Genomic DNA, 15,521 nt, shown 5'->3' on the forward strand with positions numbered 1-15,521 from the left:
GACCCCTAGTCGTCGACGTTGGTCTGGATCGGGCCGTTGGTGCAGTCGCCGGCGGTCTGCGGCGACAGGATCGGCACGTTGGCGCCGAGCACCGCGACGTTCGGGTTGCACAGCTGCACCGGGACCAGCTGCAGGTTCTGGTTGTACTGCTGGTCGCTGCTGTCGTGCGCCTGGGCGGGGCCGGCCATCAGGACGGAGCCCAGGGCGGCGCCGGCCACCAGGCCGGCGACGGCGAACTTGCGCATCATGGCTGCTGCTCCTAGTCGTCGACGTTGGTCTGGATGGCGCCGTTGGTGCAGTCGCCGGTGGTCTGCGGCGACAGGACCGGCACGTTGACGCCGATGACCGCGCCGATGTTGGCGTTGCAGACCTGGACCGGCACGCCCTGCAGGTTCTGGTTGTACTGCTGGTCGCTGCTGTCGTGCGCCTGGGCGGGGCCCGCCATCAGGACGGAGCCCAGCGCGGCGCCGGCCACCAGGCCGGCAACGGCGAACTTGCGCATCATTGAGATTCTCCCAAGTTATTGTTAAAGCCGATGAATGCCGTATTCGGGCGCGCGATGCCCGTTTTTTGGCGAAATCTAGTCGTCGACGTTGGTCTGGACCGGGCCGTTGGTGCAGTCGCCGGTGGTCTGCGGCGACAGGATCGGCACGTTGGCGCCGAGCACCGCGACGTTGGCGTTGCAGACCTGGACCGGGACCAGCTGCAGGTTCTGGTTGAACTGCTGGTCGCTGCTGTCGCCGGCGTGGGCCGGGGCGGCCATCAGCACGGAGCCCAGGGCGGCACCGACGAGCAGGCCGGCAGCGGTGATCTTCTTCATTGGGATTCCTCCGGAGAATTCCGCGGGAGGTTGATGAAAAAGCGCAGTGACGCGCCTTCTCGCGGTGGACTGCCGTAATCATCGGGCTACTCACCGTATTTTGTCAACGCCGAAACAGGGGAAGGAGAGTGCCTAATCCGGGCATTCCGGGGCCATCCATCGGCAAAGAAATTCCCGGCCGCCTGGATATCCCCGGATATTCCCCGCCGAACAGCCGAACCGGAAGAATCGGATCTCCTCCGTCGAGTCGGATACGCCGGGCGGCGGAGGCGTGGAGGGGCCCCTGCGGAGGCGGGGCGGCGGGAGCCGGCCGGGAGCGGCGGCGCCGCGGACGGCTGATCCGGCGGGCGCGGGCTTCGCGCGCCGCGGGCGGTCCGGCGGGGCGGGCAGGCGGCCCGCACGGCGCCCGGGTTTCGGTCACGCCCTATACGGTCACCCAGCGCACACAGCCCCTGCCCGGGAAGACCGCGGGGGCGCCGGGGGCGGTCCGAGCCTAGCCCGCTCCGGCGCGCACCGCCCGGTCATCGCCGAAAACGGGCGGAAGAGGACGGGGCGCTGCCGCCAGGGAGGGAGCGGGGCGGCCGGAGGGGGCCGTGGAAACGAGAACGCCCCCGGCCTCTCGGGCCGGGGGCGTCCCCCTGGTGTGGCAGGTCAAGGATTCGAACCTTGGAAGGCTGAGCCGGCAGATTTACAGTCTGCTCCCTTTGGCCGCTCGGGCAACCTGCCTGGGATTTCGCCGCTCTTGGCGGCGCACGAACGATGATAGCGGACCTGCCGGGCGGGCGCGAATCGATTGCGCGGGGCGGGCCGGGGGCCGCGCGGATAAGCTCGGTGCCTGCCGAGGACGGGGCCGCTCCGGGCGGGACGCCCGGGACCGGCCGCCGCGGCGATGAACGACTCCGAACCCGAAAGTGTGAGCGCACGTGGCCGCTGAATCCAGTTTCGACATCGTGTCCAAGCTCGACCGCCAGGAGGTCGACAACGCGCTGAACCAGGCCGCCAAGGAGCTCTCCCAGCGCTTCGACTTCCGCGGCACCGGTGCGCAGATCACCTGGTCCGGCGAGCAGGGCGTGGAGCTCAGGGCCAACTCCGAGGAGCGGGTGAACGCCGCCCTGGAGGTCTTCAAGGAGAAGCTGATCAAGCGGAACGTCTCCCTGAAGATCCTGGACGCCCCGGACGAGCCCAAGGTCTCCGGCAAGGAGTACCGGCTGCCGGTCGCGCTGAAGGAGGGCATCACCTCCGAGGACGCCAAGAAGATCTCCAAGATCATCCGGGACGAGGGCCCCAAGGGCGTCAAGGCGCAGATCCAGGGCGACGAGCTCCGGGTCAGCTCCAAGAAGAAGGACGACCTGCAGGCGGTGATGTCCCTGGTCAAGGGGAAGGACCTGGACGTGGCCCTGCAGTTCGTGAACTACCGCTAGCCCTTCGGGCGGCGGGGCCGCCATCGGGCCCGGTGGCCGGACTCCGGGGACCGGGCCCCGGCGGCGGATCCGCCGCTCAGCCGATCCGCCAGCGCTCGTCCAGGGCGCGCAGCCGGCGGATCCGCTCCGGGGTGGGCGGGTGCGCGTCGAACAGCCGGCACATGCCCCGGCGCGGGAACGGGTTGGCGATCATCTGGTGCCCGGCCGCGAGCAGCCGCCGCTCCATCGGCAGCGGGTGCGTCCGGGCGCCCACCTCGATCTTGCGCAGCGCCGAGGCCAGCGAGAGCGGGTCGCCGGTGAGCCGGGCGGCCGCCTCGTCGGCCCGGTACTCCCGGCCCCGGCCCGCCCCGCTCCGGATGACCAGCGCGGCCAGCGGCCCCAGCCCGAGGAAGAGCAGCCCCTCCAGCAGCCCCGGCCCCTCGTCGTCGGAGTCGCCCAGCGGCAGCAGCAGCGCCAGGGCGGTCAGCGAGACGATGATGGTGGCCAGCCCCACCGCGACCGAGGAGACCAGGGTGTCCCGGTTGCGCACGTGCGCGAGCTCGTGCGCGACCACCGCGCGCAGCTCCCGCTCGCTGAGCAGCCGCAGCAGGCCGGTGGTGCAGCACACCCCGGCGGAGCGCGGGCCGCGCCCCACCGCGAAGGCGTTCGGCGCCGGGGTCGGCGACAGGTAGAGCCGCGGCATCGGCTGCCGCGCCTCGGTGGCCAGCTCCCGGACCACCCGGTGCAGCTCGGGCTGCTCGAACTCGCCGACCGGGCGGGCCCGCATCGCGCGCAGCACCAGCGAGTCGCCGAAGAAGCAGACCAGGCCGACCACGCCGAGCACCAGCACCACGCCGGAGCGCAGCCCCTCGTCGCCCCAGATCAGCCAGGCGGCGAGCACGATCAGCGCCGACGGCACGGCGATCAGGGCCGCTGCCCGGAACGGGTTGCGCAGCACGGCTGTCCTCTGCCTCCTTCGAGATCCCGGCGGCGCCCCGACCGGGGCCGCCCACTGTTACGAACGCGCGGACGCCCGCGGCGCGTTCCCGGCCTCCGCGATCCCGGCCCGCCCCGACCGGACTGTGATTCCGCACACCCGCCCCGCGTCCGCCCGCGAGGGGGCACCTATAGTTGCGAGAGTGGCCGTTATCACTCCGCCCACCGCTCCGCCGGGTCCGCCCGGCGGGCGGCGGCACGTGGATCTCGCACACGACGACAGCGCCCTGTGTCGGCTCCGCCGGGCACCCGGGCGGGTCGGGCGTGCGGCGGCGGCGATCGTCCCCTGAGCCGGCGTGGCCACCTGGTCTCGGCCCCGAGGCGCGCGCCAGGCGCCCCCGGGCCGGCCGCCAGGTCCCCACTCAAGCGACAGCGGTCCGCCGCCGGCGCCGAGTCCGCGCTCGGCACCCCTCCGGCTGCGGGCCGAGGCAACCTGAGCCGCCGCAGGGCGCGGCGGTTCGTCGAGGAGGTCGGCGATCTCAGTGACCAAGAAGGTCGAACGTCTTGATCGGGTGATCATCCGATTCGCGGGCGACTCCGGCGACGGCATGCAGCTGACCGGCGATCGCTTCACCCAGGAAACCGCATCCTTCGGCAACGACCTCTCCACGCTGCCGAACTTCCCCGCCGAGATCCGGGCCCCGGCCGGCACGCTCCCCGGCGTCTCCAGCTTCCAGCTGCACTTCGCCGACCACGACATCATGACCCCCGGCGACGCCCCGGACGTCCTGGTGGCGATGAACCCGGCGGCGCTCAAGGCCAACATCGGCGACCTGCCCCGGGGCGCCACCGTCATCGCCAACACCGACGAGTTCACCAAGCGCAGCCTGGCCAAGGTCGGCTACACCGAGGACCCGCTCTCCGACGGCTCGCTGTCGGAGTACAAGGTGAGCCGGGTCCCGCTGACCTCGATGACGGTCAAGGCGGTGGAGGAGTTCGACGTCTCCAAGAAGGACGCCGAGCGGGCCAAGAACATGTTCGCGCTCGGGCTGCTGTCCTGGATGTACAACCGGCCCACCGAGGGCACCACGTCCTTCCTGAAGTCGAAGTTCGCCGCCAAGCCGGCGATCCTCGCCGCCAACCTGGCGGCGTTCCGGGCCGGGTGGAACTTCGGTGAGACCACCGAGGACTTCGCCGTCTCCTACGAGGTGCGGCCGGCCCGGCTGCCCTCGGGCACCTACCGGAACATCACCGGCAACCTGGCCGTCTCCTACGGCCTGGTGGCGGCCTCCCGGCTGACCGGGCTGCCGCTGTTCCTCGGCTCCTACCCGATCACCCCCGCCTCCGACATCCTGCACGAGCTCTCCCGGCACAAGCGGTTCGGCGTGCGGACCTTCCAGGCCGAGGACGAGATCGCCGGGGTCGGCGCGGCGCTGGGCGCCGCGTTCGGCGGGTCGCTGGGGGTCACCACCACCTCCGGGCCGGGCATGGTGCTCAAGGGCGAGACCCTGGGCCTGGCGGTGATGACCGAGCTCCCGCTGATCGTGATCGACGTGCAGCGGGCCGGGCCCAGCACCGGCATGCCCACCAAGACCGAGCAGGCCGACCTGCTGCTGGCGCTGTACGGGCGGAACGGCGAGTCGCCGCTGCCGGTGCTCGCCCCCCGCTCCCCCTCGGACTGCTTCGACATCGCGATCGAGGCGGCCCGGATCGCGGTGAAGTACCGCACCCCGGTCGTGGTGCTCTCCGACGGCTACCTGGCCAACGGCTCCGAGCCGTGGCGCGTCCCGGACACCGCCTCGCTGCCGGACCTGTCGGTGGAGTTCGCCGCCGAGGCCAACGGGGAGGACGGGGAGTTCCTGCCCTACCTGCGGGACCCCGAGACGCTGGCCCGGCCGTGGGCGGTACCGGGCACGGCCGGGCTGGAGCACCGGATCGGCGGGATCGAGAAGGCCGACGGCGCCGGGGGGATCTCCTACAGCCCCGCCAACCACGACCTGATGGTCCGCTCCCGGCAGGCCAAGGTCGACGGGATCGCCCGGGACGTCCCGCCGCTGGAGGTGGACGACCCGGACGGCGCCGACGTGCTGGTGCTCGGCTGGGGCGGCACCTACGGCTCGATCGCCGCCGCGGTGCGCCGGGTGCGCCGGGCCGGCTCCCGGGTCGCCCAGGCGCACCTGCGCCACCTCAACCCGTTCCCGGAGAACCTCGGCGAGGTGCTGCACCGCTACGAGCGGGTGCTGGTCCCCGAGATCAACCTCGGCCAGCTCTCGCTGCTGCTGCGCGGCAGGTTCCTCGTCGACGTCATCGGCTACACCAAGGTCCGCGGCCTGCCGTTCAAGGCCGAAGAGCTCGCGGGCGTGGTCCAGGAGGTCATCGATCGTGCCGAGTGAGAACGGCTCCGCCCGGGGCTTCGAGGGGCTCAAGCTGGTCCCGCGCTCCGAGGCCGCCTACAAGATGAAGGACTTCAAATCCGACCAGGAGGTCCGGTGGTGCCCGGGCTGCGGGGACTACGCGATCCTCGCCGCCTTCCAGGGATTCCTCCCCGAACTGGGGGTGCCCCGGGAGAACATCGTGGTGGTCTCGGGGATCGGCTGCTCCTCGCGGTTCCCCTACTACCTGAGCACCTACGGGATGCACTCGATCCACGGCCGGGCGCCGGCGATCGCCACCGGCCTGGCGGCCTCCCGCCCCGACCTGTCGGTCTGGGTGATCACCGGGGACGGCGACGGGCTGTCCATCGGCGGCAACCACCTGATCCACGCGCTGCGGCGGAACGTCAACATCAACGTCCTGCTGTTCAACAACCGGATCTACGGGCTGACCAAGGGGCAGTACTCGCCCACCTCCGAGCCCGGCAAGGTCACCAAGTCCTCGCCGATGGGGTCGCTGGACTCGCCGTTCAACCCGGTCTCGCTGGCGCTCGGCGCCGAGGCGGGGTTCGTGGCGCGCACCGTCGACTCCGACCGCAAGCACCTGACCGGGGTGCTGCGGGCCGCGGCCGACCACGAGGGCGCGTCGTTCGTGGAGATCTACCAGAACTGCCCGATCTTCAACGACGACGCGTTCGAGCCGCTGAAGGACCCCGCCGAGCGGGACCTGCGGCTGCTCCGCCTGGAGCACGGCGAGCCGCTGCGGGTCGGCCCGGAGCGCGGCGTGGTGGCGGGCGAGTACGGCGGGCTGCGGGTGGCCGACGTCGCCGAGACCGGTGAGGACGCGCTGCTCCGGCACGACGCGCACCGGGAGGACCCGGGGTACGCCTTCGCGCTGTCCCGGCTGGACTACCCCGCCTTCGAGCACGTGCCGATCGGGGTCTTCCGCGACGTGCGGCGGCCCGCCTACGACGCGCTGATGAACGAGCAGATCGCCGAGGCCCGCGCCGGGCAGGGCGAGGGCGACCTCGCCGCCCTGCTGGCCAGCGGCGACACCTGGACGGTGGAGTAGTCCCCCGGCGGGCGGGGCGCCGCGGCGCCCCGCCCGCGGCCGCGGACCCTCGGCGCGGTCGCGGACGATGGCCCGCGGCCGCGCCGAGGCGCTGGCACGGCGGGTCCGGCGCCCTCTAGGTTGGTGACATCGGTCACGCCGAGCGGCGGCGTGCGCGTTGTCTTCCAGGAGGAGCGATGAGCGGCCAGGTCCCTGCGGCGGTCTCGGCGAGCACGGTGGACGGCGTCCTGCGGCGCACCGCCGCGCGCATCCCGGACCGCACCGCGCTGGACTACGGCGACCGGCGGTGGAGCTACGGCGAGCTGGACCGCGGGGTGAGCAGAGTGGCCGCCTGGCTGCTCGGCCTGGGGCTGGCCCGCGGCGACCGGGTGGCGGCGTTCGGCGGTAACTCCGACGCCTACCTACTGTCCTACCTCGGCTGCGCGCGGGCCGGACTGGTGCACGTCCCGGTCAACCCGGCGCTCCGCCGCGACGAGCTCTCCTACGTGCTCGCCCAGTCCGGCGCGACCGTGGTGCTGGCCGACCCGCACCTGGCCGGCGCGGTGGAGGAGGTCCGCTCCGCCCTGCCCGCCCGGGACGTGCTGGCGCTCCGCGGCGCACTGGAGTCGCTGCTGGAGGTCGCCCGCGATCCGCACGCCCCGGTCGGCGAGGGCCCCGAGGCCGCCGACGGCGACCTGGTGCAGCTGCTCTACACCTCCGGGACGACCTCCTCGCCCAAGGGCGCCATGATGACCCACCGCGCCCTGGTGCACGAGTACGCCTCCTGCGTGCAGGCGCTGGACATCGGCTCCGGCGACCGCATCCTGCACGCCCTGCCGCTGTACCACTCCGCGCAGATGCACGTCTTCCTGCTGCCCGGGCTGGCGGTGGGCGCCCGGAACGTCCTGATCGACTCCCCCGACCCGGCGGAGGTGCTGCGCCGCGTCGAGGAGGACGGCGTCACCTCGTTCTTCGCGCCGCCCACGGTGTGGCTGGCGGTCAAGGACCACCCCGATTCCGCCTCCCGGGACCTGTCCGGGCTGGCCAAGGCGTACTACGGCGCCGCGGCCATGCCGGTGCAGGCGCTCACCGAGATCCGGGACCGCCACCCCGGGATCGGGTTCTACAACTGCTTCGGGCAGAGCGAGATCGGGCCGCTGGCCACCGTGCTCCGCCCGGAGGAGCACGTCCCCGGCCGGATGGACTCCTGCGGCCGGCCGGTGATGTTCGTGGAGGCCCGGGTGGTCCGCGAGGACGGCGCCGAGGTGCTGCCCGGGGAGACCGGCGAGGTGGTCTACCGGTCCCCGCAGCTGTGCACCGGCTACTGGGAGAAGCCGGAGGAGACCGCGGAGGCGTTCCGCGGCGGCTGGTTCCACTCCGGCGACCTGGCCCGGCGGGACGAGGAGGGCTACCTCACCATCGTCGACCGGCTGAAGGACGTGATCAACACCGGCGGGGTGCAGGTCGCCTCGCGCGAGGTGGAGGAGGTCCTCTACCGGCACCCGTCGGTGGCCGAGGCCGCGGTGATCGCGCTGCCCGACGAGAAGTGGGGCGAGGCGGTGACCGCGGTGGTGGTGCCCCGGGCCCGGGTGGCCGGGGACGAGCTGATCGCGTTCACCCGGCGCCACCTGGCCGGGTTCAAGGTGCCGAAGAGCGTGCACCTGGTCGAGGACCTGCCGCGCAACGCCAGCGGGAAGCTGCTCAAGCGGGTGCTGCGCGAGGAGCTCACCGGCGGGGGCGGGCAGGGCGGCTGAACCGGCCCCCGCCGCCCGGGGCGTAGCCTGCTCTCATGCGTATTGTCATTGCCGGAGGCCACGGCAAGATCGCGCTGCGCCTGGAGCGGCTGCTGGCCGCCAGGGGCGACACGCCGGTGGCCCTGATCCGCGACCCCGCCCAGGCCGACGACGTGCGCGCGGCCGGCGCCGAGCCCGTCGTGATCGACCTGGAGAAGGCGACCGTCACCGAGCTGTCCGAGAAGGTCATGGACGCCGACGCGGTGGTGTTCGCCGCCGGCGCCGGGCCGGGCAGCGGCGCCGAGCGCAAGCGGACGGTCGACCGGGACGGCGCGGTGCTGCTGGCCGACGCCGCCTCGCTGGCGGGGACGCGCCGCTACGTGCTGGTCTCGGCGATCGGCGTGGACGACGGCCCCGCCCCCGGCTCGGAGCCGGTCTGGGCCGCCTACGTGCAGGCCAAGAAGGAGGCCGACGACGACCTGCGGTCCCGCGGCGAGGTGCTGGACTGGACCATCCTGCGCCCGGGGCGGCTGACCGACGGGCCCGGCACCGGGCTGGTCCGGCTGGGGCCGTCGGTGCCCAAGGCCGAGGTGGCCCGGGACGACGTCGCCGCGGTCATCGCCGCCCTGCTGGCCGAGCCGGCCTCGTCCCGCTCGGCGGGCCGGGTCCTGGACCTGGTCGGCGGGGAGACCCCGGTCGCCGAAGCCGTGGAGGGCGCGCTGTCCTGACCGGTCGCGGCCTGTCGCGGCCACGTATGGCAGAGCCGCCCCTTTCCGGGCATCATGGGACGCGGACGGCCCGGCGGGGCCCTCCTCATCCGCGGCGCACGCGACGTGGACGACGGGCCGCGGCGAACACGGGCATGGCAGCGCCGCGAGAGCAGATAGGTACGGTTCATTCATGAGCGTCACGCAGGTCGTGAGAGACAGCACCGTCGTCGAGCACGCCAAGGTCGCCGCCCAGCAGAAGCGCAGGATGTTCATCGTGCGGCTGGACGTCAACGGCTATGACGAAGGCAGCAGCAAGGTCCGTCCGGGCCTGACCCGCATCCTCGAGGGCATCGAGGAGGCCGGCTGGCTGCTCGACCAGATGATCCCCGCCCAGGACGAGGAGGACGGGGCCACCCACCTGTGCCTCTTCCGGCCGGCCCCGGACAAGGGCGACTCCTCCGCCGCCGAGGCCCAGCAGGACTCCAACTCCGGCCAGCAGCAGTCCCACCAGCAGCCCACCGGCGGCCAGCAGCAGGACCCCTACGCCGCCGCGTACCAGCAGCAGTACGCCACCGGCCAGCAGCAGGGCTACGGCCAGCAGGGGTACGGGCAGCAGGGCTACGGCTACGGCCAGCAGCCCCAGCAGGGCTATGGCCAGCAGCAGGGGTACGGGCAGCAGCAGGGCTACGGCCAGCAGCAGCCCCAGCAGGGGTACGGCCAGCAGTACCCGGGCTACGGCCAGCAGCAGGGCTGGTAGCCCCCTCCCACTCCGGGCGGCCGCCGGCCGCCGCGACGGGCCCGTGCGCATCGTGCGCGCGGGCCCGTCGCCGTATGCCGGGAAGGGCGGCGCGGGGCTGAATCCGAGCGATCGGCGATCCGTTTCGCGGATCTGCCACACGAGGCGGAGCCGCTACGCTAAGTTACCAATCGCGGACAACGGGTTCGCCTAGATTCAGCCTGTCCGAAAGGAACGCAATGAAGCGCATCGCCGCCGTCTCCGGCCTCCTCGCCACCACCGCCCTCGCCCTGGGCGCCATGACCGGCACCGCCTCCGCCGACAACAACGCCGAGGTGCAGAACATCACCGTGCCGATCTGCGCCGACGTGCTCTCGGTCAGCGGCATCGACGCGGACGGCTGCTCCAAGGTCGACATCCACACCGAGAAGGGCGTCGGCGTCCAGTAGCCCGGCCGCGACCACGACCGCTCCATCCGCCCCGAACCCACCCGGAACCACCCGAAAGGAACGCAATGAAGCGCATCGCCGCCGTCTCCGGCCTCCTCGCCACCACCGCCCTCGCCCTGGGCGCCATGACCGGCACCGCCTCCGCCGACAACAACGCCGAGGTGCAGAACATCACCGTGCCGATCTGCCTCGAGGTGCTCTCCGCCGAGGGCAAGGCCCTCAACGGCTGCTCCAACTTCGACCTGCACACCGAGGAGGGCACCGGCGTCCAGTGACCCCGGCGCCTCCGAACGGCCCGGCGCCCCGGCGCCGGGCCGCCGCCGTGCCGGGGACGGAACCCGGCCTGCGGGACCCGGCCTCGGTGCCCCGCCCCCAGAAACGAAGGGACTTCTCCGATACCCGCGGGTAGCCGAGGCTCCGCGCGGAATACTGGCCGCCGTGAATACGAGGAGGCAGTATGTCTGTCATGAGCATCGGCAAGACGGAGCCCCGGCCGCTGACCGTCGACGACCTGGCACGCACCCCCGACGACGGGCGCCGCTACGAGCTGGTCGACGGGAGGCTTGACGTGTCGCCTGCGCCCGTTTTCCTGCACACGCTCGTCGATTCCCGGCTGACAACGCACCTGAACAACATCGGTCCAGATGACCATGTGGTCCTGACCGGCCCGGGGATCAACTTCAACGCGGACCGGACCCACCACCGGATCCCCGATCTGGCGGTGATCCGAGCGGAGGACGCGGAGAGCCCCTACCTCACCCGGCCGCCGCTGCTCGCGGTGGAGATCGTCTCCCCGGAGAGCGTCATCCGGGACAACCACACCAAGCGGCGGGAGTACGCCGAGTTCGGCATCGTGTCGTACTGGATCGTCAACCCCGCGCCGGACAAGACCGGCCTGGTCGAGTTCCGACTGGAGAACGGCGGCTACCGCGAGGTCACCCAGGCCTACGGGGAGGAGGTCTTCGAGACCGAGCTCCCCTTCCCCCTCCGGATCGTCCCGCACTGGCTGACCGCGGACGGCCCCTGGAAGAAGCAGATCGGCGGCGACTGAGGCCTGCGGCCCGCCCCTCGCGGCGGGCCCCGGGCGCGCATGCCGCCGACCGCCCGACGGCGGGAACGGCGGCGGGCGGTGCGGCGTCCTAACCGCCATGGCCGACTACTCCCCTGCCGAAGACCGCCGCTCCCCCGCTCCGGAAGCGGACCCGGAGAGCACCCTCGCGGAACTCCTCCGCATCGACGGAGCCGCCCGCGAGGAGTACGAGGACCTCGCCGAGGACCTGAACGGCTTCATCGACGACTACCCGACCGGGGACCCGTTCCTGGCCATCGACTGGCTGGCCGGCTGCACGGAGAGCGCCGCCCGGAGCGGCTCCGCGATCGTCCTCCCGCTGCTCGGACTGGCCGCCTCCACCCCCTACGCGGTCTGGCGCTCCGACAGCCGGCGGCTGATCCGCGAGGTCCGGGAGGCCCTGGGGGCGGCCGCGGACCGCCTCGCCCGAGCGGAGTGCCGGCACGAGTGCCCCGTGTACCCGGGGGAGACCGACCCCGACGACCTCACCAACCGGATCGAGCAGATCCTCGACCCCGAGGAGTACGAGGCGGCCGACCCGGAGACCGGGGAGTGGGCGGAGGAGGTCCGCGTCTGGCTGTGCGCGGAGAACCTGCGCCGGCTCGCCGCCGAGCACGCCGATTTCATGGACGAGGCCCTGGCCGAGGACGGCCCGGTCGCCGCAGAAGGGCTCGGGATCCACTCCCCCGAGCTGAAGGACCTCCCGGACCTGCACTTCCACAACCGGGTGTACTGGAAGGGGCGCGTCGTCCGCAGGCAGGGCGCCTTCCACACCGACTCCCTCTATTGGGGCCTGTCCAAGCTCGCCGCGGGCGGGTCCGCCTCCGACGACCCCGAGACGGACCCGCGCACGGAGCTGCTCTGGTGCGCCCGCGACCTGCGCGAGCACGGCGGCGGCTCCGCGGACTCCGCCGCGCAGGTGCTGCTGCTCTCGGCCTGCCACCGGACCGCGCTCTCCGACGAGACGCCGGAGCGGGTGCTGCGCGAGGAGGTGATCGAGGCGCTCTCCGAGGCGCACCGGGCCCGGGCGGACGCGGTCTGCACGCACCCCGGCCACCCGCTCGCCGAGGCGCTGGGGCCGCTGGACCGCGTCGCGACGGCGTTGCGCTCCTGGCGGCCGGACTTCACCCACAAGTGGCTGGAGGTCCCGCCGCCGACCGGTCCGGCCGCCGCCGAGCAGGCGCTCTGCCCGGTCTTCCTGCGCGGCGAGGCGCTGTCCGTGCTGGCCGCGCTCCGCGCCGACCTCGCCCGCCGCGCGCCGCTGCCCGCGGGGCCGGACGGCCTGGACGCCCGGTACCTGGACGGCGGCGCGCTCCGGCTCGACGTACTCGGCCGGGACGTGCGCTTCCACCGCACCGCGGCCGCCCCGGAGGGGACCCCGGCGGTGTGGTGCGCGCGCCGGCTGGCCGGCGCCTCGGCCCCGGAACCGGGGACCCCGGAGTACGCGGGCCTGGTCCTGGCGGTCGCCCACGCCGCCCGGCACCCGCTCTGGTACGCCGAGGTGCCCGGCGCCGCGGAGGAGCTCGCCCGCGCACTGGCTCCCATCGCCGAGGACGCTCCGCCCCTCGACCCCCGCTTCACCGACCTGGGCCGCCCCCGGCTCGCCTCGGCGATCCCGTTCCTCCGCGACGGCCGCGCCTCCCACCCGCTGATCCGCCGCTTCAACGGCAAGGAGTGGTCCGACCCGGCCCTCCTCGCGGCCTTCGCCCGCCTCGCCCTGGCCGAGGCCGCCGCCTGACCGAACCCGCCTGCGGCCCGGAGGACCCGGGCCGCAGGCGAACCGGGCCTCCCGGGCCGACTCAGGCACGCCGCCGGTGCCGCCGTACTTCCTCCATGCTCGCGAGGTAGGCCGGGTGCAGGCAGTTGTCCCAGTCGTCGGCGCTGCGCTGCTCCCATTCACGCCCTTCACCGCAGACGTCGGGCTCCGGTCGGGCCCTGCGCACCACTCGTCCGCGCCAGAGGAGCTCCACCCGCTCCACTCGGGGCTCTCCTCCGGCGTCCCGGTCGCCGTGCTCCAGCAGAGGGCGGAGTCCGTCCGGTTCCGACCGAACCGTCTCGGCGCGGTCGTAGGTGGGAGTCGTCGGCGTGACCAGACCACCGGGGGCGACCTCGGTGACCGGCGGATCCCACTCGACATCCATCGCGCACGGGCCCGCCTTCCCGATGTCGGTCCGGTCGTTGCCGGTCTGGTAGCGGCCGGCCACTCCGGCGCGCCAGAGACCGTCGCCGACCGGCTCCCAGGAGGCGGACGGCGCACCGAGACCGGGAAGGCGGTCGGCGGGTCCGGCCACGCGCACCTCGTCGAACCCGTACCAGACCGGACCGTGGTCGCCGCTCTCGCCGTCCTGCCCGTGACGGCTGATGACGTCCTGGGAGCCCCCCTCGTCGAAGAACCGCTCCCACACGCAGGCGTACCGGTCGGGATGGTCGTACCAGAAATCGTAGAAGTCCGGGTTCTTCCCGGGCCCGGCCTGGACGTCCAGGAGGCTCCCGTCGGCCGCCGGCCGGACCGCCACCGGCACGTTGTACGACCCGCGGTCGTTGAGGATCAGCCCGATGATCCGCTCGGCCTCGCCGCGGTCGATACTCCGCCCTGGAAGGGCGGGGATGCGCAGGAAGCTCGTATAGATGTTGGACACGTGCCTTCTTCCTGTTCACGGATGGAATCCGTGTCAGTCGAGCCCCGGCTCCCCGGTCATCGACGAGAGCTCATCGGCGGCCTCGCGCCGCCGCCGGTCGTCCCGGCGTTTGTAGTCGAGTAGGGAATCCGCCCGGACCCGGCGGTGGGTCCCCACCTTGCGGTAGTCGATCTCCCCTGCGTCCAGCAGGCCGATGAGGTGCGGCCGGGAGACGTTGAGCATGTCGGCCGCCTGCTGTGTGGTCAGCTCGGCATGTGCGGGGACGATCGAGACCCCTCTGCCCGCGGCCATGTGCGCGAGGATGCCCTCCAGGAGCTCCAGCGCCGCGCGCGGCAGTACGAGCCCCTGGCGGCCGTCCTCGTCCGCGACGGGGATCCCGGTCAGCCTGTCGGGGTGGTCCTGCAGGTAGCGCCGGATCTTCGGCAGGGCCTCCTCGGCCGCCTTCGCCTCATCTGCGGCGGGGGTGAATGCCTTCGGCGCCATGCCCGCTCCTCTCTGAAGCCGTCGCCCCTCTCAATCGAATTATCCGCAATGAACGCAGCAAACGCAAGAACGTGGCGCGTCGCCTCCGCGTTCCTCGCCGAACAGGGCGGGCGGCCGGTTCCGGTTCCGGCCATGGGAGGGCATTGCCGGAGTCGTCCGCCCCCGTTTGGATGGGGCCGTGGGCGATGGACGGGCGGAGAGGAGCGTGCCGTGAGCGGAGATGCCGCCGGGGCCGGGGGCGGGCGTGCCGCGCCCGGGATCGACGCCTCGGTGCCGCACCCGGCCCGGGTCTGGAACCACTGGCTGGGCGGCAAGGACAACTACCCCGTCGACCGGCGGGTGGGCGACGAGGTCCTGCGGGTCAACCCCGGCATCGTCGACATCGCCCGGCACTCCCGGGAGTTCCTCCGCCGCGTCGTGCACCATCTCGCCGCCGAGGAGGGGATCCGCCAGTTCCTGGACGTCGGCACCGGCCTGCCCACCGCCGACAACACGCACGAGGTGGCCCAGCGGGCGGCGCCGGAGGCCCGGGTGGTCTACGTGGACAACGACCCGCTGGTGCTGGCGCACGCCCGCGCGCTGCTGGTGGGCTCCCCCGAAGGGGCCACCGACTACGTCGACGCCGACGCCCGCGACCCCGGCCGCGTCCTCGCCGAGGCCGCCCGCACCCTCGACTTCTCCCGGCCGGTCGCGCTGATCATGATCGGCATCATGGGGAGCATCACCGACGACGTCACCGCGCACGGCGTCCGGGACCGGCTGGTCGGAGCGCTTCCCGGCGGCAGCCACCTGGTCGTCAGCGACGGCTCCAACGCCGTCCACCCGGAGCAGGCCGCCCGCTCCGAGAGGGCGCTCGCGGAGAGCGGCGAGCCCTACCGCCTGCGCAGCCCCGAGGAGCTGTCCCGCTTCTTCACCGGCCTGGAGCTGCTGGACCCCGGCGTGGTCTCGGTGTCCCGCTGGCGCCCGCCCGCAAGCCCCTGGGGCGAGCCGCCGGAGGTCGACGCCTTCTGCGGCGTGGCCCGCAAGCCCTGACCCGCGGCACCGCCCCTCCCTCCCCGCACAGGGGCGGAGGGGCGTCCGGGAGCGGTCAGCCCTGGGGGCCGTCGTCGGTGCGCGCGACGCC

17 protein-coding genes and 1 tRNA gene are annotated in these 15,521 nt (G+C 73.1%); 11 read left to right on the plus strand and 7 right to left on the minus strand.

The genetic code is table 11. The annotated features are described in order from the left end of the window. Positions 1-5 precede the first annotated feature (5 nt). From J0910_RS28180 to J0910_RS28195, 4 genes are all read right to left on the minus strand, one after another. Positions 6-248, minus strand: coding sequence for a hypothetical protein (locus J0910_RS28180; RefSeq protein ID WP_420161536.1), 243 nt, complete (start codon positions 246-248; stop codon positions 6-8). 11 nt (positions 249-259) lie between these two features. Next, positions 260-505, minus strand: a complete 246-nt coding sequence (locus J0910_RS28185) for a hypothetical protein (protein WP_420161537.1) — start codon at positions 503-505, stop codon at positions 260-262. 75 nt (positions 506-580) lie between these two features. Next, on the minus strand, positions 581-820 hold the full coding sequence (locus J0910_RS28190; RefSeq protein ID WP_420161538.1) for a hypothetical protein: 240 nt from the start codon (positions 818-820) through the stop codon (positions 581-583). A gap of 644 nt (positions 821-1,464) precedes the next feature. Next, a tRNA-Tyr gene (locus J0910_RS28195) sits at positions 1,465-1,546 on the minus strand. Positions 1,547-1,743: 197 nt separating this feature from the next. Here J0910_RS28195 and J0910_RS28200 point away from each other — a divergent pair. Further along, positions 1,744-2,241 carry a YajQ family cyclic di-GMP-binding protein gene (locus J0910_RS28200; RefSeq protein ID WP_420161539.1) on the plus strand — a complete coding sequence of 166 codons (498 nt, stop codon included), beginning with the start codon at positions 1,744-1,746 and terminating at the stop codon, positions 2,239-2,241. Positions 2,242-2,317: 76 nt separating this feature from the next. Here the strand turns inward: J0910_RS28200 and J0910_RS28205 are convergent, their stop codons facing one another. Continuing rightward, positions 2,318-3,178 (minus strand): M48 family metalloprotease, encoded by an 861-nt coding sequence (locus J0910_RS28205; RefSeq protein ID WP_420161540.1) that lies wholly within the window; start codon positions 3,176-3,178, stop codon positions 2,318-2,320. 520 nt (positions 3,179-3,698) lie between these two features. Here J0910_RS28205 and J0910_RS28210 point away from each other — a divergent pair. From J0910_RS28210 to J0910_RS28250, 9 genes are all read left to right on the plus strand, one after another. Next, positions 3,699-5,549 carry a 2-oxoacid:acceptor oxidoreductase subunit alpha gene (locus J0910_RS28210; RefSeq protein ID WP_420161541.1) on the plus strand — a complete coding sequence of 617 codons (1,851 nt, stop codon included), beginning with the start codon at positions 3,699-3,701 and terminating at the stop codon, positions 5,547-5,549. Next, positions 5,539-6,600: a 2-oxoacid:ferredoxin oxidoreductase subunit beta gene (locus J0910_RS28215; protein ID WP_420161542.1), complete on the plus strand. Its 1,062-nt coding sequence runs from the start codon at positions 5,539-5,541 to the stop codon at positions 6,598-6,600. Before J0910_RS28210 ends, J0910_RS28215 begins: the two co-directional genes overlap by 11 nt. A gap of 176 nt (positions 6,601-6,776) precedes the next feature. After that, the gene (locus J0910_RS28220) at positions 6,777-8,333 is read left to right on the plus strand and encodes a fatty acyl-CoA synthetase (protein ID WP_420161543.1); all 1,557 of its coding nucleotides are present in this window, start codon (positions 6,777-6,779) and stop codon (positions 8,331-8,333) included. A 35-nt stretch (positions 8,334-8,368) separates the two neighbouring features. After that, positions 8,369-9,040 carry an NAD(P)H-binding protein gene (locus J0910_RS28225; RefSeq protein ID WP_420161544.1) on the plus strand — a complete coding sequence of 224 codons (672 nt, stop codon included), beginning with the start codon at positions 8,369-8,371 and terminating at the stop codon, positions 9,038-9,040. Between the two features lie 172 nt (positions 9,041-9,212). Further along, the gene (locus J0910_RS28230) at positions 9,213-9,779 is read left to right on the plus strand and encodes a hypothetical protein (protein WP_420161545.1); all 567 of its coding nucleotides are present in this window, start codon (positions 9,213-9,215) and stop codon (positions 9,777-9,779) included. Positions 9,780-9,997: 218 nt separating this feature from the next. Continuing rightward, positions 9,998-10,207: a hypothetical protein gene (locus J0910_RS28235; protein ID WP_420161546.1), complete on the plus strand. Its 210-nt coding sequence runs from the start codon at positions 9,998-10,000 to the stop codon at positions 10,205-10,207. Positions 10,208-10,272: 65 nt separating this feature from the next. Further along, a complete protein-coding gene (locus J0910_RS28240; protein ID WP_420161547.1) occupies positions 10,273-10,482 on the plus strand; it encodes a hypothetical protein in 210 nt (69 codons plus the stop codon). A gap of 191 nt (positions 10,483-10,673) precedes the next feature. Beyond that, positions 10,674-11,258, plus strand: a complete 585-nt coding sequence (locus J0910_RS28245; protein WP_420162114.1) for a Uma2 family endonuclease — start codon at positions 10,674-10,676, stop codon at positions 11,256-11,258. Positions 11,259-11,355: 97 nt separating this feature from the next. Continuing rightward, on the plus strand, positions 11,356-13,014 hold the full coding sequence (locus tag J0910_RS28250) for a hypothetical protein (RefSeq protein WP_420161548.1): 1,659 nt from the start codon (positions 11,356-11,358) through the stop codon (positions 13,012-13,014). Positions 13,015-13,075: 61 nt separating this feature from the next. On the opposite strand, the gene J0910_RS28255 is transcribed toward J0910_RS28250, so the two are convergent. After that, complete coding sequence (locus J0910_RS28255; RefSeq protein ID WP_420161549.1) at positions 13,076-13,915, minus strand: hypothetical protein; 840 nt, start codon at positions 13,913-13,915, stop codon at positions 13,076-13,078. A gap of 33 nt (positions 13,916-13,948) precedes the next feature. Beyond that, on the minus strand, positions 13,949-14,398 hold the full coding sequence (locus J0910_RS28260) for a helix-turn-helix domain-containing protein (protein WP_420161550.1): 450 nt from the start codon (positions 14,396-14,398) through the stop codon (positions 13,949-13,951). A 210-nt stretch (positions 14,399-14,608) separates the two neighbouring features. Between J0910_RS28260 and J0910_RS28265 the strand changes: the two genes are divergently transcribed. After that, positions 14,609-15,430 carry an SAM-dependent methyltransferase gene (locus J0910_RS28265; protein WP_420161551.1) on the plus strand — a complete coding sequence of 274 codons (822 nt, stop codon included), beginning with the start codon at positions 14,609-14,611 and terminating at the stop codon, positions 15,428-15,430. Positions 15,431-15,521 lie beyond the last annotated feature (91 nt).

Source organism: Nocardiopsis oceanisediminis, assembly GCF_048595525.1.
GTDB classification, from domain to species: Bacteria; Actinomycetota; Actinomycetes; order Streptosporangiales; family Streptosporangiaceae; genus Nocardiopsis_A; species Nocardiopsis_A oceanisediminis.